Source organism: Salinicola sp. MH3R3-1 (genome assembly GCF_001937155.1).
Taxonomy (GTDB): Bacteria; Pseudomonadota; Gammaproteobacteria; order Pseudomonadales; family Halomonadaceae; genus Salinicola; species Salinicola halophyticus.
On record NZ_MSDP01000011.1, the window covers coordinates 38,522 to 61,134 of the forward strand.

Here is a 22,613-nt window from a genome sequence, read left to right on the forward strand (position 1 = left end):
CGGGTCGTGATTCTCGCCCTCGCGTCGCTGGTTGCGGTTCTCATTGCCTGGAACGGCGTCTCGCGGGAAGCGCTCGAGGCGCTGCACCCACTGGCATTGCTGATTGCCATGGCGGGCTTGCCGGCGCTGGGCATCCCGATGACGCCTTTCTACATTCTCGCCGGGTTGCGCTTCGGCGTGCCGACCGGGCTGATGTTCTCGGCGGCGGCGACGCTGCTCAACCTGCTGCTCTGCTATGCGATCGCCAGCGGCCAACTGCGGCCGGTTCTGCGTGCCTCCATCGAACGGCGTTTCCCGGCGCTGGCAGGACTGGATGATGCCCGCCAGGATGCCTGGCGCGTCACATTCCTGATCAAGCTCGTTCCCGGCGTCCCGATGTTTCTCAAGCACTACGCGCTGGGGATTGCCGGCGTCCCGCTGTCGATCTACCTGAGCGTTGCCCTGATGACCACCGGCCCTTACGCCGTGGCTTTCGTGGTGCTGGGGCAGTCCGCGCTGACCGGTAACGTCGGCCAGGCACTGGTCGCGGCAGGGGTACTCGCGTTATTCATCGTGACGCTGAAAATGGCGATGGGATACCGGGCGCGATGCCGTATCCCGCAGCCGGCGGAGTCGCGAGAAGGGTAGCGATCGAGCGAGCGGAACTGGCGCCGCGATCCCCGAGATGGATCGCGGCGTCTGTCTATCGACAGATCAGTCGACCTGGCCCAGCAGCAGAAATTCGATCAGCGCTTTCTGAGCGTGAAGCCGGTTGCCCGCTTCCTGCCAGATCACCGCGCGGGGATCGTCGAGTAGCGTGGTGCTGATCTCTTCGCCGCGATGGGCCGGCAGGCAGTGCAGGAAGATCGCCTCGCTCAAGGCCTGGTCGAGCAGTGCTTCGGTGACCTGAAAACCGGCGAAATCGCGCTCGCGCTTGGCCTGTTCCTCTTCCTGACCCATCGAGGCCCACACATCGGTCGTGATCAGGTCGGCGCCGCGAACGGCGTCGCTCGGGTCGCGGACGATGACAGCATTCTGGCCTGCAGCGTCGAGGATGTCCTGGCGCGGCTCGTAGCCTTCCGGGCAGCAGATGCGCAGCTGGAAATCGAACTGGCGCGCGGCGTTGATCCAGGAGTGGCACATGTTGTTGCCATCACCGATCCACACCGCGGTCTTGCCCTTGACGGGCCCACGACACTCGGTCCAGGTCATGACATCGGCCAGCAGCTGGCAGGGATGGTAATCGTCGGTCAGCGCGTTGATTACCGGCACTGAACTGGCGGCGGCGAATTGCTCGAGTCCGGCGTGGGAGAAAGTCCGGATCATCACCGCATCGACCATTTCCGAGAGCACCCGAGCGGTGTCGCCAATCGGTTCGCCGCGGCCGAGCTGAGTGTCGCGTGACGACAGAAATAGCGCATGACCGCCGAACTGCGCCATGGCGGTCTCGAACGAGACGCGAGTCCGGGTGGAGGACTTCTCGAAGATCATCGCCAAGGTGCGATTGCTGAACGGCGTGTAGGTCGGGCCGTCGGCCTTCAGCCGATTCTTGATCGTGATCCCGCGCTGGATCAGGTAGGCCAGCTCGTCGGTGGAGAGATCCAGCAGAGTCAGAAAATGGCGTGCGCTCATGGGCGGCTTCCTGTCGTGGCTTGACGTTGAGACATTGGCTACAAGGCATGCGGCAATATCGAGGCGCGCCGCACGGCGAAATCGAGATCGTCGACCGCAATGGCGGGCTATCCACGGTAGGCGACTCGGAAACAATGAAAAAAGCGCCGCTTACCAGACGCCTGCAAAGGTGTCTGGCGAGACGGCGCCGTGATCGGCCGATGTTGCGTTTCTGCGGTCGTGGCCGATCCGCGCGAAAGCCAATTATCCTAACGAGAGGCTGCGGGCGGCGCAATGGCCCGGCGCGAGCCTGAATCGGCGGCAGGGGTGTTTTCAGTCGGTGTCATCAGTAGAATGGGAGTACGGTCATTCACACTCGCGTACACGCGAAGAGTCGGCATCGGCCCTCTCTTCCCGCTATAGGACGTCCCATGAGCGATACCATCGAAGCGATCAAGCAGCAGATCAACGACAACGCGATCCTGCTGTACATGAAAGGCTCGCCCCAGCTGCCGCAGTGCGGCTTCTCTGCTCAGGCGGTACAGGCGCTGATGGCCTGCGGCGAGAAGTTTGCCTTCGTCAACATTCTGGATAATCCGGATATTCGTACTGAGCTGCCGAAGTACGCCAGCTGGCCAACGTTCCCGCAACTGTGGGTCGACGGTGAGCTGGTAGGCGGCTGCGACATCATCGTCGAGATGTATCAGAACGGTGAGCTGGAGCCGATGGTCAAGGCGGCTGCCGCAAAATCGGCCGAGGCTTCTCCCAGCGACAGCTGAGCCGTCCGTTCGAGTTTCGTTTCCGAGACGCCCCGTCATCGCACGGGGCGTTTTTTGTTTCGAAATGCAGTCGTTTCGAAATTCAGTCGTTTCTAAATACAGTCGTTTCGGAATTCAGAGCTCGTCGAGACCCTGTTCCTTCATCGCCAGATTCCAGCCGCCGAGATCCTTGAAGCGATTGATGATGGCGCAGAAGAGTTCTGCAGTGCGTTCGGTATCGTAGCTCGCCGAGTGGGCCGAGGAGTTGTCGAAATCGATACCGGCGGCCTGGCAGGCACGTGCCAGGACCGTCTGGCCGTACGCCAGCGCCGAAAGGGTGGCGGTGTCGAAGCTGGAAAACGGGTGAAACGGGTTGCGCTTGATGTTGCAGCGCTGGATCGCGGCGTTCAGGAACCCCTGGTCGAAGGAGGCGTTGTGGCCGACCAGGATGGCTCGCGTGCAGTCGTGGGATTTTATGGTCTTGCGAATCGGTTTGAAGATGCCGTCCAGGGCTTCGCGCTCGCTGACCGCAATTTGCTGGCGGAAGGCGCTGGAGAGATCGATTCCCGTAAAGTCCAGGGCGGACTGCTCGACGTTGGCACCCTCGAAGGGCTCGACATGGAAAGCGATAGTGTCCATCGGCAGCAGATTGCCTTGCTCGTCCATCGTCAGCGGCACGGCGGCGATCTCCAGCATGGCGTCCGTGGCTGAATTGAATCCGCCGGTTTCGATGTCTACCACCACCGGGAGATACCCGCGAAAACGCTGCGCCATCAGCTCCCTCATGCTGGCGTCCGACATGCAATGACTCCCGTTCCCTTGACGTAATGACGATGACGTGATGACGAAATCGCGATGATTAAACCGCGTAGAGTCTAGCAGTTTCGGCCATTGGCGTCCCGGCGGTTGGTGTTCGCGGCAGGCCCGGGGCGTTATAATCCATCGTTTGTTCGGTCGCCGACCGCCGTATGCCACCGAAACCTTGTCCAACGAAACTCGAAGGAGCTGTCGCATGTCCGATATCAAGAAGGTCGTCCTCGCCTATTCCGGCGGCCTCGACACTTCCGTGATCGTGAAGTGGCTGCAGGAAACCTACGACTGCGAAGTGGTCACCTTCACGGCCGATATCGGCCAGGGCGAAGAAGTCGAGCCGGCCCGATCCAAGGCGCAGGCGCTCGGCGTCAAGGAAATCTACATCGAGGATCTGCGGGAAGAGTTCGTCCGCGACTACGTCTACCCGATGTTCCGCGCCAATACGATCTACGAGGGCGAGTACCTGCTCGGCACGTCGATTGCGCGCCCGCTGATTGCCAAGCGGCTGATCGAGATCGCCAACGAGACCGGTGCCGATGCGATCTCCCACGGCGCCACCGGCAAGGGCAACGATCAGGTGCGCTTCGAGCTGGGCGCCTACGCTCTGAAGCCGGGCGTCAAGGTCATCGCGCCGTGGCGTGAATGGGATCTGACGTCTCGCGAGAAGCTGATGGCGTACTGCGAAGAGCATGACATCCCGGTCGATTTCTCCAAGAGCAAGAAGAAATCCCCATACTCGATGGATGCCAACCTGCTGCATATCTCCTACGAGGGCGGCATTCTCGAAGACCCTTGGGCCGAAGCCGAGGAAGACATGTGGCGCTGGAGCGTCTCGCCGGAAGCGGCGCCGGACCAGCCGACCTACATCGAGCTGACCTACGAGAAAGGCGATGTCGTGGCGATCGACGGCGAGCCGCTCAAGCCTCACGAGGTTCTGGCGAAGCTGAATAAGGTGGGCGGCGACAACGGCATCGGCCGTCTCGACATCGTCGAGAACCGCTATGTCGGCATGAAGTCCCGTGGTTGCTACGAGACACCGGGCGGCACCATCCTGCTGCGCGCGCACCGGGCGATCGAATCGCTGACGCTCGACCGCGAAGCGGCGCATCTCAAGGACGAGCTGATGCCCAAGTACGCCAAGGTCATCTATAACGGCTACTGGTGGAGCCCGGAGCGCCGCATGCTGCAGGCGGCGATCGATGAAACCCAGGAATTCGTCAACGGTGTGGTGCGCCTGAAGCTCTACAAGGGCAATGCCATCGTGGTGGGGCGCCAATCCGAACAGTCGCTGTTCGACGAGTCGATCGCGACGTTCGAGGATGACGCTGGCGCCTACGATCAGAAAGACGCCGAAGGCTTCATCAAGCTCAATGCGCTGCGTCTGCGGATCGCCGCGGGCAAGGGCCGTTCGGCCAGCTGAAGTCGCTCGACGGCACGGCCAACCATCGATGCCACGGCTCATGTCGCAGGCATATCGGGAGCAATACATGTTCAAGAAACTGTTTTCTGGACTATTGGGCGATGCCAAGCCCGCCGCGCCTAAGAAAGAGCGGGAGGCGATCGAGTACAAGGGATTTTTGATCATCCCGGATCCGCAGGACGTCGGCGGCCAGCATCGGGTCAGCGGCTGGATTCGCAAACCGGTCGAAGGTGGCGAGACGCTGGAGCGCCGGTTCGAGCGCTCCGATGTCGTCCCCGGCGAAGATGCCTGCGTCGAGTTGACGGTCGCCAAGAGCCAGCGTTACATCGATGACATCGGCGACGAGATGTTCGAGCAGGAGCATTGATGACGCTCGGCTGATCTTATCCACGGCGCCTTTACGGCGCCGTTTTTGCGATTGGCGACTTTGTCGATCGCTCTCTATTGTTAACTGAACCCGAGAGCTCAATCGACCTATCCAGGTCGAAACCTTCGACTATCCGGCAAGGAAGCCCGCTCATGATCACGGTTCACCATCTCGAAAACTCGCGCTCGCAGCGTATTCTGTGGCTGTTGGAAGAGCTGGGCGTCGAGTATCGGATAAAGACCTACCGGCGTGATCCCGTCACCATGCTGGCGCCCCCCGAGCTGAAGAAAGTCCATCCGTTGGGCAAAGCGCCGGTGATCACCGACGAGGCTCATACGGTGGCCGAGTCCGGCGCGATCATCGAGTATCTCGTCGATTGTTATCACGGCGAGTCGCTGGTCCCGCAAGCCGGCACGCCGGAGCGCTTGCGCTACACCCATTGGCTTCACTATGCCGAGGGCTCGGCGATGCCGTTGCTGGTGATGCGGCTGGTGTTCTCGAAACTGGGCAAGCCGCCGGTCCCGGCGATCATCCGTCCGATCGGCAAGTTGCTGGCCAACGGGGTTCGTCAGAAATTCCTCGATCCTCAGCTTCGTCTGCACTGTGACTACTGGGAGAGTGAACTCCGTCAACACGCCTGGTTCGCCGGGGACCAGTTCACGGCGGCGGATATTCAGATGAGTTTCCCGCTGCTGGCGGCAGAGAGCCGTACCGACCTTTCCGACTATCCCCAGATCCAGAAAGTGCTGCAGAACATGCGCGCGCGCCCGGCCTATCAGCGGGCGATTGAAAAAGGTGGTGAATTTCAGCTATGAAGCGTCCCGATATCGGACGCGATGTCCAGTCGATACGGCAACATGGCGTTCGAGATCACGAATACGCGAACGGCCAGCATGTCTGGTGATGTCGCGTTCAACGAGCTGAGGAATTAGCGATGCCATTCTCTACCTGGAAAGCCGCGGTAGTCGCGGGTCTGAGCACTGCCGGTCTGGTCTCGTCGCTGAGCTGGGCGCAGGCACAGTCGGCAACTTCTCCGTTCGATCAACAGCCGCAAACCCGACTGGCCTGCGAGCGTCTAAAGGCGGAAATCGATCGTACGATCCGAGACAATGGCGCGCGGCACTTCCTGCTCGAGATCGTCGACAACGCCCAGGTGGAAGGCGATGTCGTCAGCGAAGGCGAGGCTTTCGCCGGTGCCGAGGTGGTCGGTAGCTGCGACGGGGGCACGCGCAAGGTGGTCTACAGTCGCGAGGGGGCGACCGAAACGAGTGCCAATGGCGCGCAGGAGATGTCGTCGCCAGCGGGTGACGACGCGTTGGACAACTCTGAAGGAAGCCGTCTGCCGGAAACTGCACCCGCGGCGCCGGAATCCAGCGGGGAAGATGCCGTGCCGTCGGAGAATGGAGCCGATGACGACGGTGGTCAGGAACCGGAATCCAGCCCCTGAGCCCTGAGCTCTGAGCACTGAGTCCCGAGTCCCTGACCCCCTGAGAATGCCCGCGTACGCCTGATCGTGACTCGCCGATTATCGGTTCCGGGTCAGCCGATATCGATCTTGTCCGGATACTCGCACAGGTCCTCGATCACGCAGCTGCCGCAGCGCGGCTTGCGTGCCAGACAGGTGTAGCGGCCGTGCAGAATCAGCCAGTGGTGGGCGTCCTTGAGATAGGCCCGGGGCACGTGGCGTAATAGCTGGCGTTCCACCTCCAGCACGTTCTTGCCCTTGGCGATTCGGGTGCGATTGGCGACGCGAAAGATATGCGTGTCGACCGCCATGGTGAGCTCGCCGAAGGCCGTGTTCAGGATCACGTTGGCGGTCTTGCGACCGACGCCCGGGAGCGCTTCCAGTTCCTCTCGCGTTCGCGGGATATCGCCGTCGTACTGACCATCCAGGATATGACAGGTCTTCATCAGATTGTCGGCCTTGGTGTTATACAGGCCGATGGTCTTGATGTGCGTCTTCAGGCCATCGATGCCGAGATCGATGATCGCTCTCGGCGTATTGGCCACCGGGAACAGCTTGGCCGTCGCCTTATTGACGGCCACATCCGTTGCCTGCGCCGACAGCAGTACCGCTGCCAATAGCTCGAAAGGCGTCGACCAGTTCAACTCGGTGGTCGGCGTAGAGTTGTCAGCCTTGAGGCGAGCGAAAATCTGTTCACGTTTGGTCGCGTTCATGAGGTCGTCCCGTCATCGTCGCCGCTGCTATCGGCGGGCGGATTGGCCGTGGAGTGGTCAGCCTCGATTCGATGGGCCGGCGCCCCGTTGGCAAAAGCGAGCAGCCGCTCCGCCGCAAGTATCTTGTCTCGCGCTTGACCGACGCCATTCTGATCGCCCTGGCGTTGAAAATGGGCCAGTTCCTGGCGCGCCTTGCGTTTGGCCTCTTCGGCCGCGGCCACGGCAATATGCTGATGATCACGGGGGGCAGTTGACGACGATGCCGAGCCGAGCTGGCGATCGACGGCTTCGAGCTGGTGGTCGAAGCCCGCCAGGCGTTCGAGAAGCGCAGGGCGCTGCGCGTCGTCAGCTTTATCCAGCTGCCGGTGTAGGCGTTTCCGACGCGCCGTCAGTGTCGCACGCTGCGCTTTCAGCGCCGTAGTGTCGATGGGGACGGGCTGGTGGTGTTCTTTTGGCGCTGCCTCGTCGGATGTCGTGCTGGCGCGAGCCGCGGCGGCGCGGCGTTCCCGCTGCTTGCGGCGCTTCTCCTCGGCCTTGCGTGCCAGGCGGGCGTTGCGTGCGACAAAGCGCTGGCGGCCGTTTTCGGCACGCCAGTCGAGATATCGCTGCTGCTCGGCGTCGTTTCGGGCATCTGCCCACTGGGGATGCTCGATGAGATCGATGCAGTCGACCGGGCAGGGCGCCACGCAGAGTTCGCAACCGGTGCACTCGGATTCGATCACCGTGTGCATCTGCTTGGCCGCGCCGAGAATGGCGTCCACCGGGCAGGCCTGAATGCACTTGGTACAGCCGATGCATTCGGCTTCGCGAATCACCGCCAGAAGCGGTGTCTGGGGCGGCTCGATCAGTTCTAGCGGGGGTTGGCCGGTGAGCGTTGCCAGTCGATCACGAGTCGTCTCGCCACCCGGTGGGCAGCGGTTGATCGCCTCTCCCTCGATGATCGCCTCCGCGTAGGGGCGACAGCCGTCGTGCCCGCACTTGCCGCACTGAGTCTGCGGCAATTCGGCATCGATGCGTTCAACGGTGATGGCGACTGTCATGAGATTTCCGAAAAGCGGGACGAACGGCCGCCCACTGGCAGGGACAGCGCGGCATTATAGACGTTTGCCACGGACGCTTCGAGATCCAGGCCTGCCATCAGGCCCAAGCAGAACGCGCGACCGGAGCCGCGCGTTCGTCGAGTATGACGCCGCCAGTTGATCAGGTGACTCGCTGGCCGGGCTTGGCGCCGCTGTCCGGCGACATCAGATAGATCCCGCCTTCATCGCCCGCGGCCAGCACCATGCCTTCCGAGACACCGAAGCGCATCTTGCGCGGCGCCAGGTTGGCGACCATCACCGTAAGGCGTCCCTCGAGCGCTTCCGGCGCATAGGCCTTGCGAATGCCGGAGAACACGGTGCGCGTTTCGCCACCCACATCCAGCGTCAGTTTGAGCAGCTTGTTGGAGCCTTCGACATACTCGGCCTTCTCGATCTTGGCGATCCGCAGGTCGACCTTGATGAAATCGTCGAACGCGATCTCGTCGCTGATCGGTTCGATGGTGGAGGCCTCGTCAGCCGTGGAATCGGCGGGGGCTTTTCCGGTCAATTTCTTCTCCTCCTCGAGCACTTCCTTGGAAGCCTCGATCATCGATTCGATCTTGTCGCTCTCGACGCGAGTCATCAGCGGCTTGAACTTGCCGACAACGTGGCCTTCCAGCACGTGTTGGCGGCTTTCCCAGTCGAGACTGTCGACCTGCAGGAAGACACGCGCCTGCTCGGCCATCGCCGGCACCACCGGCTGCAGGTAGACCATCAGGGTGCGGAACAGGTTGATGCCCACAGAGCAGATATCGATCACTTCCTGCTCGCGACCCTCTTCTTTCGCCAGCACCCACGGCGCCTTGTCGGCAATGTAGGTATTGGCTTCGTCGGCCAGCTCCATCACCTTGCGCATGGCGCGGCCGAACTCGCGCGCCTCGAAATCGGCGGCGATCTCGTCACCCGCGTAGATGAAACGGGCGACCAGCTCCGGCTCGGCGCAGGTCGAGGAGAGCCGGCCCTCGGCGAGTTTCTTGATGAAGCCGGCGCAGCGGCTGGCAATATTGACCACCTTGCCGACCAGATCCGAATTCACTCGTGCCGTGAAGTCCGCGAGATTGAGGTCGAGATCGTCGACGCCGGAAGTCAGCTTGGCGGCGAAGTAGTAGCGCAGATACTCCGGATTGAGATATTCGGCGTAGGTCTGCGCCTTGATGAAGGTGCCGCGAGATTTGGACATCTTGGCGCCGTTGACGGTCACGAAACCGTGGCAGTTGACGCCGGTCGGCGTGCGCATGCCAGCACCTTCGAGCATCGCCGGCCAGAACAGCGCATGGAAGTAGACGATGTCTTTGCCGATGAAGTGATAGACCTCGGCGCGGGAATCCGCCTTCCAGTAGCTGTCGAAATCGAGGCCATCGCGATCGCACAGATTCTGGAAACTGGCCAGATAGCCGATCGGCGCATCCAGCCAGACGTAGAAATACTTGCCCGGCGCATCGGGGATCTCGAAGCCGAAGTAGGGCGCATCGCGGGAGATGTCCCACTCGTTGAGACCCGCTTCGAACCACTCCTGGAGCTTGTTGGCGATCTGCGGCTGGACGCGACCGGAGCGCGTCCACTGTTTCAGGAAGTCTTCAAAATTCGGCAGCTTGAAGAAGTAGTGGGTCGAAGTCCGTACTTCCGGCGTGGCGCCGCTGATCGCCGAGACCGGATTGATCAGCTCTGCCGGCGTGTAGGTTCCACCGCACACTTCGCAGTTGTCGCCGTACTGGTCTTCGCTTTTGCACTTGGGGCAGGTGCCCTTGATGAAGCGGTCGGCCAGGAACAGACCCTTGACCGGATCGTACATCTGCTCGATATCGCGAGTGCTGATGTGACCGGCATCGCGCAGCGCGGTATAGATGCGCTCGCTGTGGACGCGGTTCTCTTCCGAGTGGGTCGAGTGGTAGTTGTCGAAGGCGACGCCGAAACGGGCGAAATCCGCCTGGTGCTCTTCACTGACTTTGGCAATCAGCTGCTCGGAGGTAATGCCTTCCTGCTCGGCGCGCAGCATGATCGCGGTACCGTGGGCATCGTCCGCGCAGACATAATGGCACTCGTGGCCGCGGCTCTTCTGGAAGCGCACCCAGATATCGGTCTGGATATATTCCAGCAGGTGGCCCAGATGGATCGAGCCGTTGGCATAGGGCAGCGCGCTGGTAACGAGGATCTGGCGCGAAAGCGAGGCGTTGTTCGACATGGCGACTGGAACATTCCCGTAACGAAACCCGAGGCGGCGCGGTATCGAAGGCCCCACGGGATGGATAGGCTGAAAACTTGGTCGACGATTGTAGCACTGATGGCAGTGACTTTGCGCCGGAAAGGGCGCGCCGCCATGAACCCGAGGGCCCGGCAGGGAGGCCTGGTCGCGAGTGTTCTATGCTTCTGATGTAGGTTCATTCATTTTCCGAGACTGGTGACTTCCATCGCTTCTCATCGTCGTGTCTGGCGCATTGCAGGCCTCTCTCTCGTCTTCATCTGGTTCGCGGTCGGTGGCATCGGCCATTTCGTGATGCTGGACGCCTTCGCTTCCATTATCCCACCGGGGCTGCCCTGGCCCGAGGCGGCGGTGCTTATCAGCGGCTTCTTCGAGCTGCTGGGCGCCGTCGGTATCTTGCTGCCACGCTATCGATCGCTGGCGGGATGGGGGCTGGTGGCGCTGACGATCTGCGTGACGCCGGCCAACGTCTATATGTGGCTGCACCCTGAACTATTTCCCATGGTGCCGGAATGGCTGCTGTTGTGGCGATTGCCGTTTCAGGTGTTCCTGCTGTTCTGCATCATCGCCTCGACGCAGCGGCGGATTCCTCTGTTGTCGGCGCCCGGCTCTTCCTGAAGCGACGCGCGAAACGTGATGAACCAAGGGAGGAATGGATGGATTTACCCTGGACTCGCGCAAAGCTTGGGTTGTGGCTGACAGCGTCGGTGTTGATTGGAATGACCGGGTCGGCACATGCGATGCGCTGTGACGACGGACTCACCGCGGATGGTGATTCGCCCGAGCAGGTCCTGAGCAAATGCGGCACGCCTGCGTCGCGCGTGATCGAACTGCCGCAGAAACGGGGAGGGCATGTCATCGAGGGTGCGGTCACGGTCGAGCGCTGGGTCTACGGCCCGAGGTCGGGCGCGCGCTACCATCTGCGGTTCGTGGCGGGAAAGCTGGTCGATGAGGCTGTCGAGATCGTGCCTTGACCGTCCTTCAAACAGAGGGAAAGCCAGCTCGCGTCGGTTTCGGGTGTTACAGTTAGCGGCCAAATCACTGCAGTCCGCCGCGTCAGGAGCCCGGGATGGCTGATATCGATCTCTCACAGTCACTGTGGATGCTGCTCATTTTCGTGGCTCTGGGCTGGGTGGCCGGGCGGCTGTTGAAAGTCGACCCGCGACCGATCGCGACCCTGCTCGTCTACATCATTTCACCGCTGACCTTCTTTCATGGCCTGACCCAGGGGCAGCCCAGCCCCGACAAGCTCGTCCTGACGGGCAGTGTATGGCTGCTGGCAGCGTTTTTGTGCCTGATCGTCAATGTCGTGGCCGCGCGCTTTTTTGCCGATCAGGAGCGGGCGTTACTGGCCTTTTCGGCGGGAACCGGTAATACCGGTTATTTTGGCTTTCCGATCGCGCTGGTACTGCTGCCGCCGGAGGGCGTCACGCTCTATCTCTTCTGCATGCTGGGCATCTCGCTGTATGAATTCACGGTCGGCTTCTACGTCAGTGCCCGCGGACGTTTTTCGGTCAGGGAGAGCCTCGTCAGACTGGCGAAGTTGCCGCTGATCTACGCGTTCCTGGCCGGCATGCTGATCAGCGCACTCGATTGGCACGTTCCCGAGATCGCCGCAGAGGGGCTCGACTACTTCAAGTACTGCTTCACCGTACTGGGCATGATGATCATCGGCATGACGCTGGGGCGGGTCACGTGGCGGGCCTTCGATGGTCGTTTCGTGGCCGGCTGCGTGCTGGTGCGTTTCGTCGTCTGGCCGCTGGCGACGCTGCTGATGGTGATTCTGCTGCGGGCGAGCGTGGGCATTTCGGATTCGCTGGTGCTGGCGTTTCTGCTGATCGGTGCGGTACCGATGGCCGCCAACGTGGTGGTCATTGCCATGGAACTGGAGATTCGCCCCGAGAAAGGAGCCATCGCGGTTTTGATTACCACCCTGGCCGCGCCCTTGTTGATACCGATCTACCTCGGGTACGTACTGCCCTGGGTGCTCACTTTCTGAAACGAGCGGGATGAGTGTCCACTATCGTGCAAGAGACTTCCGTGGAAAGGAATTTCGTCGAACGGCAGGGCTTCATCTTGACCCGTCACTGGCAGGACATGCCGGCCGGTACGGATGTCTCGCTGTGGCTGGCCACCGACGATGGGCCGCGGCTGGTGCACTTGCCGCCTCAGGTTTCGGTGGCTTTCTTTCCGACAGATCAGCGCGAGGCCGTCGAGCGCCTGATCCGCGCCGAACGCGATGTCGAACTGCGTGAGCTGGAGCTGAAGGACTTCGATCAGCGGCCGGTGTCGGGGCTGTATTGTCGGCACCATCGTCAGCTGATGAATCTGGAACGGCGTCTCGGCGATGCCGGCATCGATGTGTTCGAGGCCGATGTGCGGCCGCCGGATCGCTATCTGATGGAACGCTTCATCACCGCCCCGGTCAGTGTCACCGGCCGCGAGATCGAGGACGGTACGATTCTGGACGCCCAGCTGAAGCCGGCGCCGGATTACCGCCCGACGCTCAAGCTCTGCTCGCTGGATATCGAAACCTGCGAGCGCGGCGAGCTTTATTCGATCGGCCTGCACGGCTGCGGCCAGCGGGTCGTCTACATGCTTGGTCCATCGAAGGGTGAAGGTAGCGAAGCGGATCGCCAGCGCGATTTCGAGCTGATCTACTGCGCGACGCGCGCCGATCTGTTGCATGCGCTCAACGCATGGTTCGCGCGCTTCGATCCCGATGCGATCATCGGCTGGAGCGTGATCCAGTTCGATCTGCGCCAGTTGCAGCGTCACGCCGAACGTTTGAACGTGCCGCTGAATCTAGGAAGAGGTGGCGCACCAGTGGAGTGGCGCGCTCATGGCAACCAGCCTAACCACCATTTCGTCACCATCCCCGGACGACTGGCGATCGATGGTATCGAAGCACTGCGCTCTGCGACCTGGAGTTTCCCGTCGTTCAGTCTCGAAAACGTGGCGCAGACGCTGCTCGGCGAGGGCAAGGCGATCGACAATCCTTACCAGCGCATGGCGGACATCAACCGCATGTTCGGCGAGGACAAGCCGGCGCTGGCGCTCTACAACCTCAAGGATTGCGAGCTGGTCACGCGGATTTTCGAACATACCCGGATCATGGACTTCCTGCTCGAGCGAGCGAGCGTGACGGGCTTGGCCGCGGATCGTAGCGGCGGTTCGGTCGCGGCGTTTTCGCACCTCTATCTGCCACGCATGCACCGGCTAGGGTTCGTCGCCCCGACATTGGGTGCCCGCGATGGTGACGATAGCCCCGGAGGCTATGTCATGGACTCCCGCCCCGGGCTCTACGACTCGGTACTGGTGCTCGATTTCAAGAGCCTGTATCCCTCGATTATCCGTACGTTTCTGATCGATCCGGTCGGGTTGATCGAAGGTCTGCGCAGGCCGAATGAGGCCCAGTCGGTGCCCGGCTTTCTGGGCGCACGGTTTTCGCGTTCGACCCACGCCTTGCCAGCGATCGTCGAACGGGTGTGGAAAGGGCGCGAGGCGGCCAAGCGCGAAGGCAACGCGCCGTTGGCCCAGGCGCTCAAGATCATCATGAATGCGTTCTACGGCGTGCTGGGGTCGCGTGGCTGCCGGTTCTTCGATCCGCGACTGGCGTCGTCGATTACCATGCGTGGTCACGAGATCATGCACCGCACGCGGGAGTTGATCGAAGCTGAAGGTTATACCGTTATCTATGGTGATACCGACTCCACGTTCGTGTGGTTAGGCAGGGCGCATGGCGCGGAGGAAGCGGACGAGATCGGCCAGCGGCTGATTTCTCTCGTCAACGCCTGGTGGCAGCAGCATCTGCGAGAGACTCTCGATCTGGAGAGCGCCCTGGAGTTGCAGTTCGAAACGCATTTTACCCGCTTTCTGATGCCGACCATCCGCGGTACGGAAGAGGGCAGCAAGAAGCGTTACGCGGGATCGGTACGCGAAGCGGATGGCAGTGAACGGCTGGTGTTCAAGGGGCTCGAGTCCGTGCGTGGCGACTGGTCGGCGCTGGCGAAGACGTTCCAGCGCGAGCTTTATCGTCGGATTTTTGCGGGTGAAGCCTATCGCGACTACGTGTGCGAGACCGTCCGGGATACGCTGGCGGGTGCGCATGACGACGATCTGGTTTACCGCAAGCGATTGCGCCGCAAGCTCGACGATTACCAGCGCAACGTGCCGCCCCACGTTCGCGCCGCGCGACTGGCCGACGACTTCAATCGTCAGATGAAACGCCCGCTGCAGTACCAGAACGGTGGCTGGATTCGCTACGTGATGACCGTCGCCGGTCCCGAGCCGCTGGAAAATCGGCGCTCGGCGATCGATTATCAGCACTATGTAAGCCGCCAGCTGGCACCTGTCGCCGACGGCATTCTGCCGTTCGTGGGCGATGACTTCGCCAGATTGACCGATCAACAACTGGGGTTGTTCTGACACCTGTCGAGGTCGTCAGGACGACGCGGCCGGCCTGACGCGAAAAGGCGTTGACGCCCCATCGAAGCGGTGATATCTAGCCGCTGCCGGCAATCGTGCCGGTGTTGCGCCAGTGCGACCGGCCACGTTCGTGAGCGGTGTCAGGCGCTTTTCGAGGACTTATTCACGATGGCATTGCGCCGTATGCTGATGGTATCTGGTTTGGTCGTGGCGATGGCCGGCTGCGCCTCCAACACTTTTGCGCCCAATTACCAGTCGAACAACACCGATATTCTGCGTATTGGCGGCGAGCGCCCGGAAGCGGCCGCGCCGGCGGTGGAGAATCTTGGCTCGTTCTGCGTCCAGACCACGCAGCAGTGGAATGATCAGGGTAGAACGCCGGATGACCAGCGGTTGTGGGTGAAAAGCACACTGCGTCAGGCCGTGGCGTGTCGTTAACCGAGCATCGGTGACCCACGCTTCACGCAAAATGGATCGAGCCGAACCGGCCATTGCCGGTTCGGCTTTTTTACGACCGCTAGGCTCAAAAAAGCGGCAATGCGTCGATCCCGGGCGGACTCATCGCCACTCCCGACTGAACTGCTACGCTGAAACTAGCAACAACCATGGCAAGGAACAGTAAGCAGGAGTCTCCAGGAAGAGTCTCATTCACCCTAGCGAGAGAGCGATGCAATACGAACTTTATTACTGGCCAGGCATTCCCGGCCGCGGGGAATTCGTCCGTCTGGCGCTCGAGGATGCCGGGGCCGAGTATATCGATATCGGTAAAACTTCGGAGAGCAACGGTGGCGGTGCCGGCGCGGTCAGCGAATTTCTTCACGGTGGTGAAATCGGCCAACCACATTTCGCGCCGCCGATACTCAAGGCCGACGAGTTCGTGGTCTCCCACGTTGCCAATATCCTGCAGTTTCTCGGCCCCCGGTTAGGTCTGATACCGGAGGACGAGGGGAGTCGTGTGTGGGCCAACGGTTTGCAGCTGACGCTGACGGATTTCGTCGCCGAAATCCACGATACGCACCATCCGCTCGGTGCCTCGCTCTACTACGAGGATCAGCAGGCGGAAGCGAAGCGACGCGGCGCGATCTTCGTGCAGGAGCGGTTGCCCAAGTTCCTCAATTATTTCGAACGGGTGCTGGCCGTGAACGCGGGCAACGAGGCCTACCTGGTGGGTACGGCCCACAGCTACGTGGATCTGTCGCTGTTCCAGGTGGTAACCGGGCTGCGCTATGCCTTCCCCCGCGCCATGGAGCGACTGGAGCCGGAGCTGCCGGAAGTGACGGCGCTGGTCGATCGTGTCAGTCAGCGTAATCGGCTCGCGGCCTATCTGACTTCGGATCGTCGCCTCGACTTCAACGAAGGGGGAATTTTCCGTCACTACCCGGAACTGGATGGGTGACGATCCAGAGCCCCTATGGCTTGCTACCAGGAAGCCGGCGGATGACAGTGCCGATTAGCGTGCTAAAGTAGGTACACGTTCGAACATACGAGAAGGAGACGAGCATGCCATTACTCGATAGTTTCATGGTCGACCACACCAAGATGAATGCACCCGCGGTACGCGTCGCCAAGCAGATGAAAACCCCGGCTGGCGATAACATCACCGTCTACGACCTGCGTTTTTGCATTCCCAACGAAGAGATTCTGTCCGAGCGCGGCATCCACACGCTCGAGCATCTGTTCGCCGGGTTCATGCGTCAGCATCTCAACAGCGACGGCGTCGAGATCATCGATATCTCACCGATGGGTTGCCGTACCGGGTTCTACATGAGCCTGATCGGTCAGGTTGATGAGCAGACCGTGGGTACCGCCTGGAAAGCGGCGATGGAAGACGTGCTGGAACTCACCGATCAGAAGTCGATTCCTGAGCTCAACGTCTACCAGTGCGGCACGGCGGAGATGCATTCGCTGGACGAGGCGCAGCAGATCGCGCGCAACGTCACCACGCGCGGCATCGGCGTCAACTCCAACAGCGAACTCAAGCTGACGCCGGAGTTCCTCGCCGCCCACGGCGCTTGATCACCGGCTTTCTCAGTCGTGAGTAGCCGCTGCTCGCCTGTCGAACCCGCAACCTCGGTTGCGGGTTTTTTCGTTGCAGTGATCCGGTTTCCCGGAACCGCCTAGAGTGAACCTTTAGCGCTTTCGGTGTCGAAACGTTACCCATTTTTTTGCCGATTACCGCAAGGGGATTTATCCATGCTCGATACCGTTCAGCAGTTCTTCCAGCGTGTTCTGACCGCGCCGGAATCCGGTGACTCTGACGCCGTCACGCCGCAGCTGGCAGTGGCGGCGCTGTTCAGCGAAGTGCTGCGCGCCGATTATGAAGTGGACCCTCAAGAACTGGCCACGCTGCGTCGCATTCTGATGTCCCAGTTCTCGCTGGACGAAGCGGCTGCAAAGGCGTTGATTCAGGAGGCCCAGCAGCAGGTCGAGCAGGCGGTGGACCATTTCCAATACGTTTCTCTGCTCAACGAACGTTACGACTACGATCAGCGCGTCGAGCTGATCGCGGCCATGTGGCGGCTGGCCTACGCCGACCACGAACTCGCCGCGCTTGAGGAACATCGCATCCGGCGCCTGGCTGACCTGCTCTACGTGACCCACAGCGATTTCATTCGTACCAAACTGGCCGTGCAGGACGAACTCGCTCGTCGCTGACCGGCCGAACGCGCTGAGTGCGGTGGACGCGCTGAATGCGGTGGACGCATTAGTGGCCTCGGCGCGCGGGCGGCTTGTTGCGGTCGTTCTGCCGGACATGCGCCTTTCCTGATCTGTGACAGGGGGATTGTGGTTAGGGGTTTGGCGGCGTGGCTCGTTATACTGATTCCAGTCAGTTTTTGAACGTTGCAAGGAGTGGTTCGTGATCGAGGGCATCAAGCATATCGTGGCCGTGGCGTCCGGCAAGGGTGGCGTCGGCAAGTCCACCGTCACCGCCAATCTGGCATTGGCAATGGCGGCGGAAGGGTACCGCGTGGGTCTTCTCGACGCCGATATCTACGGGCCCAGCCAGGCCCGGATGCTGGGGCTGCCCGAGAATACCCGGCCCGAGGTGATCGACGAGAAGAGCATGAAGCCGGTGATGGCGCACGGCATCCAGGCGATGTCGATGGCGTTCATGGTCGATATCAATCAGCCAATGGTGTGGCGTGGGCCGATGGTCTCCGGTGCTTTCCAGCAGCTGCTCAACCAGACGCTGTGGGACGATCTCGATTTTCTGTTCATCGACATGCCGCCGGGCACCGGCGATATCCAGTTGACGCTGGCGCAGAAAGTGCCGGTCGACGGTGCGGTGATCGTCACCACGCCGCAGGACATCGCGCTGCTCGACGCGCGCAAGGGCATCGAGATGTTTCGCAAGGTCAATGTGCCGGTGCTCGGTGTGGTCGAGAACATGAGCCTGCATATCTGCTCGAACTGCGGCCACAGCGAGCCGATCTTCGGTGCCGGTGGCGGCGAGAACATCGCCGAGCAGTACGACACCCAGTTGCTGGGGCAATTGCCGCTGCAACTCTCGATCCGCGAGCAGGCCGATGGCGGCACGCCCAGTGTCGTCGCCGAACCGGACGGCGAAATCGCCGCCACGTTCCGGGCCATGGCGCGCGCCGTCGCCAGTGGTGTCGCCGAGCAGGACACCGGGGGCCCGTCGATTTCATTCAGCGACTGAACTCGCCCGGCGCGGGCTGTCGTTCGATGCCGGGTTTCGCTCAGAAAGGGGGCCAGCAAGCGCAGAGTGCGGTTCACTCGCCGTATTCTGCGCGGCATTGCCAGCGCAGCCGTGTCACTCGGTTCCTTTTTTCTTTTCCTTCGTGAAATCGGGTCGCTATCATGACGCCTCGATCAGATCGACCCGATCAGATCACTCCTATCGAATTCGTGGCGTCGAGATGACGTCAGTTTCTGTCTCAAGGACGCCTGCATGAGCATTAAATCCGACAACTGGATTCGCCGGATGGCGGAGCGGGAAGGCATGATCGAGCCGTTCGAAGCCGATCAGGTCCGCCACGTGAACAATCAGCGCGTGATCTCCTACGGGACTTCCAGCTACGGCTACGATGTGCGCTGCGCCGACGAGTTCAAGGTGTTCACCAATATCCACTCGGCGATCGTCGATCCCAAGGCGTTCGACGAGAAGAGCTTTGTCGATATCAAGGGCGACGCCTGCGTGATTCCGCCCAACTCGTTCGCCCTGGCGCGCACCGTGGAGTATTTCCGTATTCCGCGCAGCGTTCTGACGATCTGTCTGGGCAAGTCGACCTACGCGCGCTGCGGCATCATCGTCAATGTGACGCCGCTAGAGCCGGAGTGGGAAGGTCACGTGACGCTGGAGTTTTCCAACACCACCAATCTGCCGGCGCGAATCTACGCCAACGAAGGCGTGGCGCAGATGCTGTTTCTGGAATCCGACGAGGTCTGCGACGTCTCCTACAAGGATCGTGGCGGTAAGTACATGGGTCAGCGCGGCGTAACGCTACCGCGCACCTGAAAGAACTACCTGCGTTGACAATACTGCATCAAAAACGGCCTTAAAACGCTCATTTACAAACTCGTAAACTGCGCTTTTTCGGCCGTTTTTTCCTTGTCTTGCCTGCCTCGCTTACGTTCTTCGGTAGTTAGTTGATTGTCATGAGGCCGAGCGGTCATCGGTGCGGTTCTTGATGGTTTCGCCGAATCCGTCCAGAAACGGCTTTTCTGCCGGATCCAGACGATCCATTCCGGAAACCACGCGATGCCAGTAAGGATAGAGCGGGGCCGGGCGGGTCAGTTTTTCCAGCCGCTGATGCTCTTCCTGGCTCAGTTCGAGATCGGCAGCCGCCAGATTGTCACGCAGATGCTCTTCGGTGCGGGCGCCGACGATCAGCGAGGTCACGCCCGGGCGATCCTTCAACCAGGCCAGGCAGACTCGCGGGATGGAACAGTCGTGGGCCTCGCCGATGGCGGCCAGGGCCTCGATGATGTCGTAGGCGCGTTCCATGTCGTGAACGTAGGGTTCCGGCCAGCCGTTGCCCTGACGAGTGTCCGGCGGTGTCTTCTGGCCGCGACGTACCTTGCCGGTCAGGAAACCCTCGCCCAGCGGCCCCCAGATCAGCGACCCCACGTTCTGATCGATCGCCAGCGGCATCAACTCGTATTCCGCCTCGCGGGATTCCGGGGTGTAGTAGATCTGCTGGCTGATCGGTTTGATCATGTTGTGCGTCTCGGCCTTGCCGAGCGTCTTCATCATCTGCCAGCCGGTATAATTGGAGGTACCCCAGTAGCGAACCTTGCCGCTGGCGACGAGTTGGTGCATGGCCTCGAGCGTCTCCTCGATCGGCGTGACGCCGTCCCAGTTGTGCAGCTGGTAGAGATCGATATGATCGGTGCCGAGGCGCTTGAGACTGGCTTCGACGGCACGGATAAGATGGTACCGCGAGGCGCCGGAGGCATTGGGATCGTCACCCAGCGGGCTTCGACCCTTGGTGGCGAGAATGATGTCGTTGCGTTTATTGCCCAGCGCCTTGCCGGTGATCTCTTCGGCCAGGCCGAGAGAGTAGAGGTCGGCAGTGTCGACCAGATTGACGCCGGCGTCGAAGGCGATGTCCAGCAGCTTCTTGGCGCCCTTGGCGTCGACACTGGCAGCTTTCTCGAAACCGTTGGCGCCACCGAAGGGCACCGTGCCCAGGGTCAGCGTCGATACCATCAGGCCTGAATTGCCTAGCGGACGATAATCCATATCGCTTGTCCTCCTTGCTGATTGAAGCATCGCCGGTAAAGATCATTCGCCCGGCGATGCGTCGGGCGATTACGTGATCTCAGTCTGGCAAAGATTGCGGTCAGGGCAAGTGGAGGACGAGCCTCAGATCAATATCCGAGGCAATAACGAGGCCGGCGATGCTGCCGGCCGAGGGTCTGGATGGAAAGTCTGGATGTCAGTCGTCGAGATCTTTGTCCAGATCTTCATCCAGCTCTTCGGCGGCGTCGGCATGGGACATGCGCAGACCCGTTGCGGGCAGCGGCATGTTGTCCAGCGTCACCTGGCCCTCGGGTGACAATTTGACGCGGCCTTCGAGGAACCAGCGCACGGCGATCGGATAGATCAGGTGCTCACGAGCGTGGACCTTGTCGATCAATTCGTCGATATCCTGATTCGGCTCGACGTTGACCACCGCCTGGATGACCACCGGCCCACCGTCGAGCTCTTCGGTCACGAAGTGAACGCTGACGCCGTGTTCCGAGACGTTGTCGGCCAGCGCCCGTCGATGCGTGTCCAGGCCCTGATAGGCAGGCAGTAGCGACGGGTGGACATTGAGCATGCGCCCGCGATAACGATCGACGAAGGATGGCGTCAGGATGCGCATGAAACCGGCAAGCACTAGCAGGTCGGGTTCATGACGGTCGATCACTCTGATCAGCGCGGCATCGAAGGCTTCGCGCGAATCATACTCGCGATGGGGCAGCGCGACAGCGTCGACTCCGGCGTCCTTGGCCCGTTTGAGCCCGTAGGCATCGGCCTTGTTGGAAACCACGGCGACGATTTCGCCGCCGCCCAGCTCACCATGTTCCTGGGCGTCGAGCAGCGCCTGCAGGTTACTGCCGTTGCCGGAGATCAGCACCACGACCCGCGGCTTTTCGGCCGTCTCGGCCTCGAAGTCGTTCAGCGTGTCGTGCTGCTGAGAAGGATGGTCGTCGCTCATGTCGGGAGATTCTCCAGCAGGACGGATTCCGTATCGCCTTCGCGAGCGACGATATCGCCCAGGCGATAGACGGTCTCGCCGGCAGCTTCGAGATGCGCGATTGCCTGATCGGTCTGATCGGCAGCGACCACGACCACCATGCCGATGCCGCAGTTGAGTACGCGGTACATTTCGCGCTCTTCGACATTGCCCTGCTGCTGCAGCCAGTCGAATACGGCGGGGCGCTGCCAACTAGTGACGTCGATACGCGCCGCCAGATTATCGGGCAATACGCGGGGTACGTTTTCGAGCAGCCCGCCGCCGGTGATGTGAGACAGCGCGTGGACATCGACGGTGCTGGACTTGATCAGCGACAGCAGCGACTTGACGTAGATGCGGGTGGGCGCCATCAGCAGGTCGGCCAACGGCTTCCCGTCGAGGCTCTCGTCGAGCTTGGCGCCGCCGACCTCGAGGATCTTGCGGATCAGCGAATAGCCGTTGGAGTGCGGGCCGGAGGAGGCCAGGCCCAGCAGCACGTCGCCTTCAGCGACCTTGGTGCCGTCGAGGATTTCCGACTTCTCGACCACGCCCACGCAGAAACCGGCCAGATCGTAGTCGCTGCCCGCGTACATCCCGGGCATCTCCGCTGTCTCTCCGCCGACGAGGGCGCAACCGGCCTGGCTGCAACCCTCGCCGATGCCGGTCACCACGTCGGCGGCGATATCGATATCCAGCTTGCCGGTGGCGTAGTAGTCGAGAAACTGCAGCGGCTCGGCACCGGCGACGACCAGATCGTTGACGCACATGGCGACCAGATCGATGCCGATGGTGTCATGCCGGCTCAGGTCCATGGCCAGACGCAGCTTGGTACCCACGCCATCGGTGCCGGAAACCAGCACCGGCTGGCGATAGCCGCTGGGCAATTCGCACAGCGCACCGAAACCGCCGAGCCCGCCCATCACTTCCGGTCGCGCGGTGCGCTTGGCGACACCCTTGATTCTCTCGATCAGCGCGTTGCCGGCATCGATGTCGACGCCCGCGTCACGGTAGGTCAAGGAATGGGGGGCTGGCGAACGGGGCGCATTCGGGGTGTCGGAAGAGGAGCGCGTCATAGGGGGACCTTTCTCGCGGAG

23 protein-coding genes and 1 pseudogene are annotated in these 22,613 nt (G+C 61.5%); 16 read left to right on the forward strand and 8 right to left on the reverse strand.

Translation table 11 applies throughout. The features are described 5' to 3' along the window. Window positions 1-6 precede the first annotated feature (6 nt). The gene (locus BTW08_RS07875) at window positions 7-627 is read left to right on the forward strand and encodes a VTT domain-containing protein (RefSeq protein ID WP_075561976.1); all 621 of its coding nucleotides are present in this window, start codon (window positions 7-9) and stop codon (window positions 625-627) included. Between the two features lie 66 nt (window positions 628-693). Here BTW08_RS07875 and argF read toward each other — a convergent pair whose 3' ends face one another. After that, window positions 694-1,611: an ornithine carbamoyltransferase gene (gene argF, locus BTW08_RS07880; protein WP_075561977.1), complete on the reverse strand. Its 918-nt coding sequence runs from the start codon at window positions 1,609-1,611 to the stop codon at window positions 694-696. Between the two features lie 410 nt (window positions 1,612-2,021). On the opposite strand from argF, the gene grxD reads away from it, so the two are divergent. Then, complete coding sequence (gene grxD / locus BTW08_RS07885; RefSeq protein WP_075561978.1) at window positions 2,022-2,369, forward strand: Grx4 family monothiol glutaredoxin; 348 nt, start codon at window positions 2,022-2,024, stop codon at window positions 2,367-2,369. Between the two features lie 114 nt (window positions 2,370-2,483). On the opposite strand, the gene rnt is transcribed toward grxD, so the two are convergent. After that, window positions 2,484-3,149, reverse strand: a complete 666-nt coding sequence (gene rnt, locus BTW08_RS07890; RefSeq protein WP_075561979.1) for a ribonuclease T — start codon at window positions 3,147-3,149, stop codon at window positions 2,484-2,486. Window positions 3,150-3,360: 211 nt separating this feature from the next. Here rnt and BTW08_RS07895 point away from each other — a divergent pair, with 211 nt between their 5' ends. From BTW08_RS07895 to BTW08_RS07910, 4 genes are all read left to right on the forward strand, one after another. Continuing rightward, a complete protein-coding gene (locus BTW08_RS07895; RefSeq protein ID WP_075561980.1) occupies window positions 3,361-4,581 on the forward strand; it encodes an argininosuccinate synthase in 1,221 nt (406 codons plus the stop codon). 67 nt (window positions 4,582-4,648) lie between these two features. Continuing rightward, complete coding sequence (locus tag BTW08_RS07900; protein ID WP_075561981.1) at window positions 4,649-4,948, forward strand: HlyU family transcriptional regulator; 300 nt, start codon at window positions 4,649-4,651, stop codon at window positions 4,946-4,948. Between the two features lie 152 nt (window positions 4,949-5,100). After that, on the forward strand, window positions 5,101-5,763 hold the full coding sequence (locus BTW08_RS07905; RefSeq protein ID WP_075561982.1) for a glutathione S-transferase: 663 nt from the start codon (window positions 5,101-5,103) through the stop codon (window positions 5,761-5,763). 119 nt (window positions 5,764-5,882) lie between these two features. Continuing rightward, the gene (locus BTW08_RS07910; protein ID WP_075561983.1) at window positions 5,883-6,395 is read left to right on the forward strand and encodes a DUF1161 domain-containing protein; all 513 of its coding nucleotides are present in this window, start codon (window positions 5,883-5,885) and stop codon (window positions 6,393-6,395) included. A 92-nt stretch (window positions 6,396-6,487) separates the two neighbouring features. Here the strand turns inward: BTW08_RS07910 and nth are convergent, their stop codons facing one another. From nth to metG, 3 genes are all read right to left on the reverse strand, one after another. Beyond that, window positions 6,488-7,126, reverse strand: a complete 639-nt coding sequence (gene nth / locus BTW08_RS07915) for an endonuclease III (protein WP_075561984.1) — start codon at window positions 7,124-7,126, stop codon at window positions 6,488-6,490. Further along, window positions 7,123-8,166, reverse strand: coding sequence for an RnfABCDGE type electron transport complex subunit B (locus BTW08_RS07920; protein WP_075561985.1), 1,044 nt, complete (start codon window positions 8,164-8,166; stop codon window positions 7,123-7,125). The genes nth and BTW08_RS07920 overlap by 4 nt, the downstream gene beginning before the upstream one ends. Before the next feature lie 160 nt (window positions 8,167-8,326). Next, complete coding sequence (gene metG, locus BTW08_RS07925) at window positions 8,327-10,387, reverse strand: methionine--tRNA ligase (protein ID WP_075561986.1); 2,061 nt, start codon at window positions 10,385-10,387, stop codon at window positions 8,327-8,329. Between the two features lie 216 nt (window positions 10,388-10,603). Here metG and BTW08_RS07930 point away from each other — a divergent pair, with 216 nt between their 5' ends. From BTW08_RS07930 to dcd, 10 genes and pseudogenes are all read left to right on the forward strand, one after another. Continuing rightward, window positions 10,604-11,023 (forward strand): hypothetical protein, encoded by a 420-nt coding sequence (locus BTW08_RS07930; protein WP_246837672.1) that lies wholly within the window; start codon window positions 10,604-10,606, stop codon window positions 11,021-11,023. Between the two features lie 38 nt (window positions 11,024-11,061). Beyond that, a complete protein-coding gene (locus BTW08_RS07935; protein WP_075561987.1) occupies window positions 11,062-11,379 on the forward strand; it encodes a DUF2845 domain-containing protein in 318 nt (105 codons plus the stop codon). A gap of 95 nt (window positions 11,380-11,474) precedes the next feature. Then, complete coding sequence (locus BTW08_RS07940) at window positions 11,475-12,404, forward strand: AEC family transporter (RefSeq protein WP_075561988.1); 930 nt, start codon at window positions 11,475-11,477, stop codon at window positions 12,402-12,404. A 41-nt stretch (window positions 12,405-12,445) separates the two neighbouring features. Further along, window positions 12,446-14,833: a DNA polymerase II gene (locus BTW08_RS07945; RefSeq protein WP_075561989.1), complete on the forward strand. Its 2,388-nt coding sequence runs from the start codon at window positions 12,446-12,448 to the stop codon at window positions 14,831-14,833. Window positions 14,834-15,001: 168 nt separating this feature from the next. Beyond that, entirely contained in the window at window positions 15,002-15,271 is a 270-nt protein-coding gene (locus BTW08_RS07950; RefSeq protein WP_075561990.1) for a hypothetical protein, read from the forward strand. A 229-nt stretch (window positions 15,272-15,500) separates the two neighbouring features. Continuing rightward, a complete protein-coding gene (locus BTW08_RS07955) occupies window positions 15,501-16,229 on the forward strand; it encodes a glutathione S-transferase (protein ID WP_075561991.1) in 729 nt (242 codons plus the stop codon). 104 nt (window positions 16,230-16,333) lie between these two features. After that, complete coding sequence (gene luxS, locus BTW08_RS07960; RefSeq protein WP_075561992.1) at window positions 16,334-16,849, forward strand: S-ribosylhomocysteine lyase; 516 nt, start codon at window positions 16,334-16,336, stop codon at window positions 16,847-16,849. A gap of 177 nt (window positions 16,850-17,026) precedes the next feature. Continuing rightward, window positions 17,027-17,488, forward strand: a complete 462-nt coding sequence (locus BTW08_RS07965; protein WP_075561993.1) for a TerB family tellurite resistance protein — start codon at window positions 17,027-17,029, stop codon at window positions 17,486-17,488. A gap of 190 nt (window positions 17,489-17,678) precedes the next feature. Continuing rightward, window positions 17,679-18,494, forward strand: a pseudogene (gene apbC, locus BTW08_RS07970) (iron-sulfur cluster carrier protein ApbC); the annotation flags it as partial. A 252-nt stretch (window positions 18,495-18,746) separates the two neighbouring features. Continuing rightward, window positions 18,747-19,313 carry a dCTP deaminase gene (dcd, locus tag BTW08_RS07975; protein ID WP_075561995.1) on the forward strand — a complete coding sequence of 189 codons (567 nt, stop codon included), beginning with the start codon at window positions 18,747-18,749 and terminating at the stop codon, window positions 19,311-19,313. Between the two features lie 138 nt (window positions 19,314-19,451). On the opposite strand, the gene BTW08_RS07980 is transcribed toward dcd, so the two are convergent. From BTW08_RS07980 to purM, 3 genes are all read right to left on the reverse strand, one after another. Beyond that, the gene (locus BTW08_RS07980) at window positions 19,452-20,540 is read right to left on the reverse strand and encodes an aldo/keto reductase (RefSeq protein ID WP_075561996.1); all 1,089 of its coding nucleotides are present in this window, start codon (window positions 20,538-20,540) and stop codon (window positions 19,452-19,454) included. Between the two features lie 196 nt (window positions 20,541-20,736). Continuing rightward, the gene (purN, locus tag BTW08_RS07985) at window positions 20,737-21,501 is read right to left on the reverse strand and encodes a phosphoribosylglycinamide formyltransferase (RefSeq protein WP_075561997.1); all 765 of its coding nucleotides are present in this window, start codon (window positions 21,499-21,501) and stop codon (window positions 20,737-20,739) included. Then, window positions 21,498-22,592, reverse strand: coding sequence for a phosphoribosylformylglycinamidine cyclo-ligase (purM, locus tag BTW08_RS07990; protein WP_075561998.1), 1,095 nt, complete (start codon window positions 22,590-22,592; stop codon window positions 21,498-21,500). The genes purN and purM overlap by 4 nt, the downstream gene beginning before the upstream one ends. Window positions 22,593-22,613: the final 21 nt, after the last annotated feature.

What these genes read in the sequence shown, in the direction of transcription:
- argF (WP_075561977.1), bottom strand. Translation starts at nt 1,611, where the DNA reads ATGAGCGCACGCCATTTTCTGACTCTGCTGGATCTCTCCACCGACGAG.
- grxD (WP_075561978.1), top strand. Translation starts at nt 2,022, where the DNA reads ATGAGCGATACCATCGAAGCGATCAAGCAGCAGATCAACGACAACGCG.
- rnt (WP_075561979.1), bottom strand. Translation starts at nt 3,149, where the DNA reads ATGTCGGACGCCAGCATGAGGGAGCTGATGGCGCAGCGTTTTCGCGGG.
- BTW08_RS07895 (WP_075561980.1), top strand. Translation starts at nt 3,361, where the DNA reads ATGTCCGATATCAAGAAGGTCGTCCTCGCCTATTCCGGCGGCCTCGAC.
- BTW08_RS07900 (WP_075561981.1), top strand. Translation starts at nt 4,649, where the DNA reads ATGTTCAAGAAACTGTTTTCTGGACTATTGGGCGATGCCAAGCCCGCC.
- BTW08_RS07905 (WP_075561982.1), top strand. Translation starts at nt 5,101, where the DNA reads ATGATCACGGTTCACCATCTCGAAAACTCGCGCTCGCAGCGTATTCTG.
- BTW08_RS07910 (WP_075561983.1), top strand. Translation starts at nt 5,883, where the DNA reads ATGCCATTCTCTACCTGGAAAGCCGCGGTAGTCGCGGGTCTGAGCACT.
- nth (WP_075561984.1), bottom strand. Translation starts at nt 7,126, where the DNA reads ATGAACGCGACCAAACGTGAACAGATTTTCGCTCGCCTCAAGGCTGAC.
- BTW08_RS07920 (WP_075561985.1), bottom strand. Translation starts at nt 8,166, where the DNA reads ATGACAGTCGCCATCACCGTTGAACGCATCGATGCCGAATTGCCGCAG.
- metG (WP_075561986.1), bottom strand. Translation starts at nt 10,387, where the DNA reads ATGTCGAACAACGCCTCGCTTTCGCGCCAGATCCTCGTTACCAGCGCG.
- BTW08_RS07935 (WP_075561987.1), top strand. Translation starts at nt 11,062, where the DNA reads ATGGATTTACCCTGGACTCGCGCAAAGCTTGGGTTGTGGCTGACAGCG.
- BTW08_RS07940 (WP_075561988.1), top strand. Translation starts at nt 11,475, where the DNA reads ATGGCTGATATCGATCTCTCACAGTCACTGTGGATGCTGCTCATTTTC.
- BTW08_RS07950 (WP_075561990.1), top strand. Translation starts at nt 15,002, where the DNA reads ATGGCATTGCGCCGTATGCTGATGGTATCTGGTTTGGTCGTGGCGATG.
- BTW08_RS07955 (WP_075561991.1), top strand. Translation starts at nt 15,501, where the DNA reads ATGCAATACGAACTTTATTACTGGCCAGGCATTCCCGGCCGCGGGGAA.
- luxS (WP_075561992.1), top strand. Translation starts at nt 16,334, where the DNA reads ATGCCATTACTCGATAGTTTCATGGTCGACCACACCAAGATGAATGCA.
- BTW08_RS07965 (WP_075561993.1), top strand. Translation starts at nt 17,027, where the DNA reads ATGCTCGATACCGTTCAGCAGTTCTTCCAGCGTGTTCTGACCGCGCCG.
- dcd (WP_075561995.1), top strand. Translation starts at nt 18,747, where the DNA reads ATGAGCATTAAATCCGACAACTGGATTCGCCGGATGGCGGAGCGGGAA.
- BTW08_RS07980 (WP_075561996.1), bottom strand. Translation starts at nt 20,540, where the DNA reads ATGGATTATCGTCCGCTAGGCAATTCAGGCCTGATGGTATCGACGCTG.
- purN (WP_075561997.1), bottom strand. Translation starts at nt 21,501, where the DNA reads ATGAGCGACGACCATCCTTCTCAGCAGCACGACACGCTGAACGACTTC.
- purM (WP_075561998.1), bottom strand. Translation starts at nt 22,592, where the DNA reads ATGACGCGCTCCTCTTCCGACACCCCGAATGCGCCCCGTTCGCCAGCC.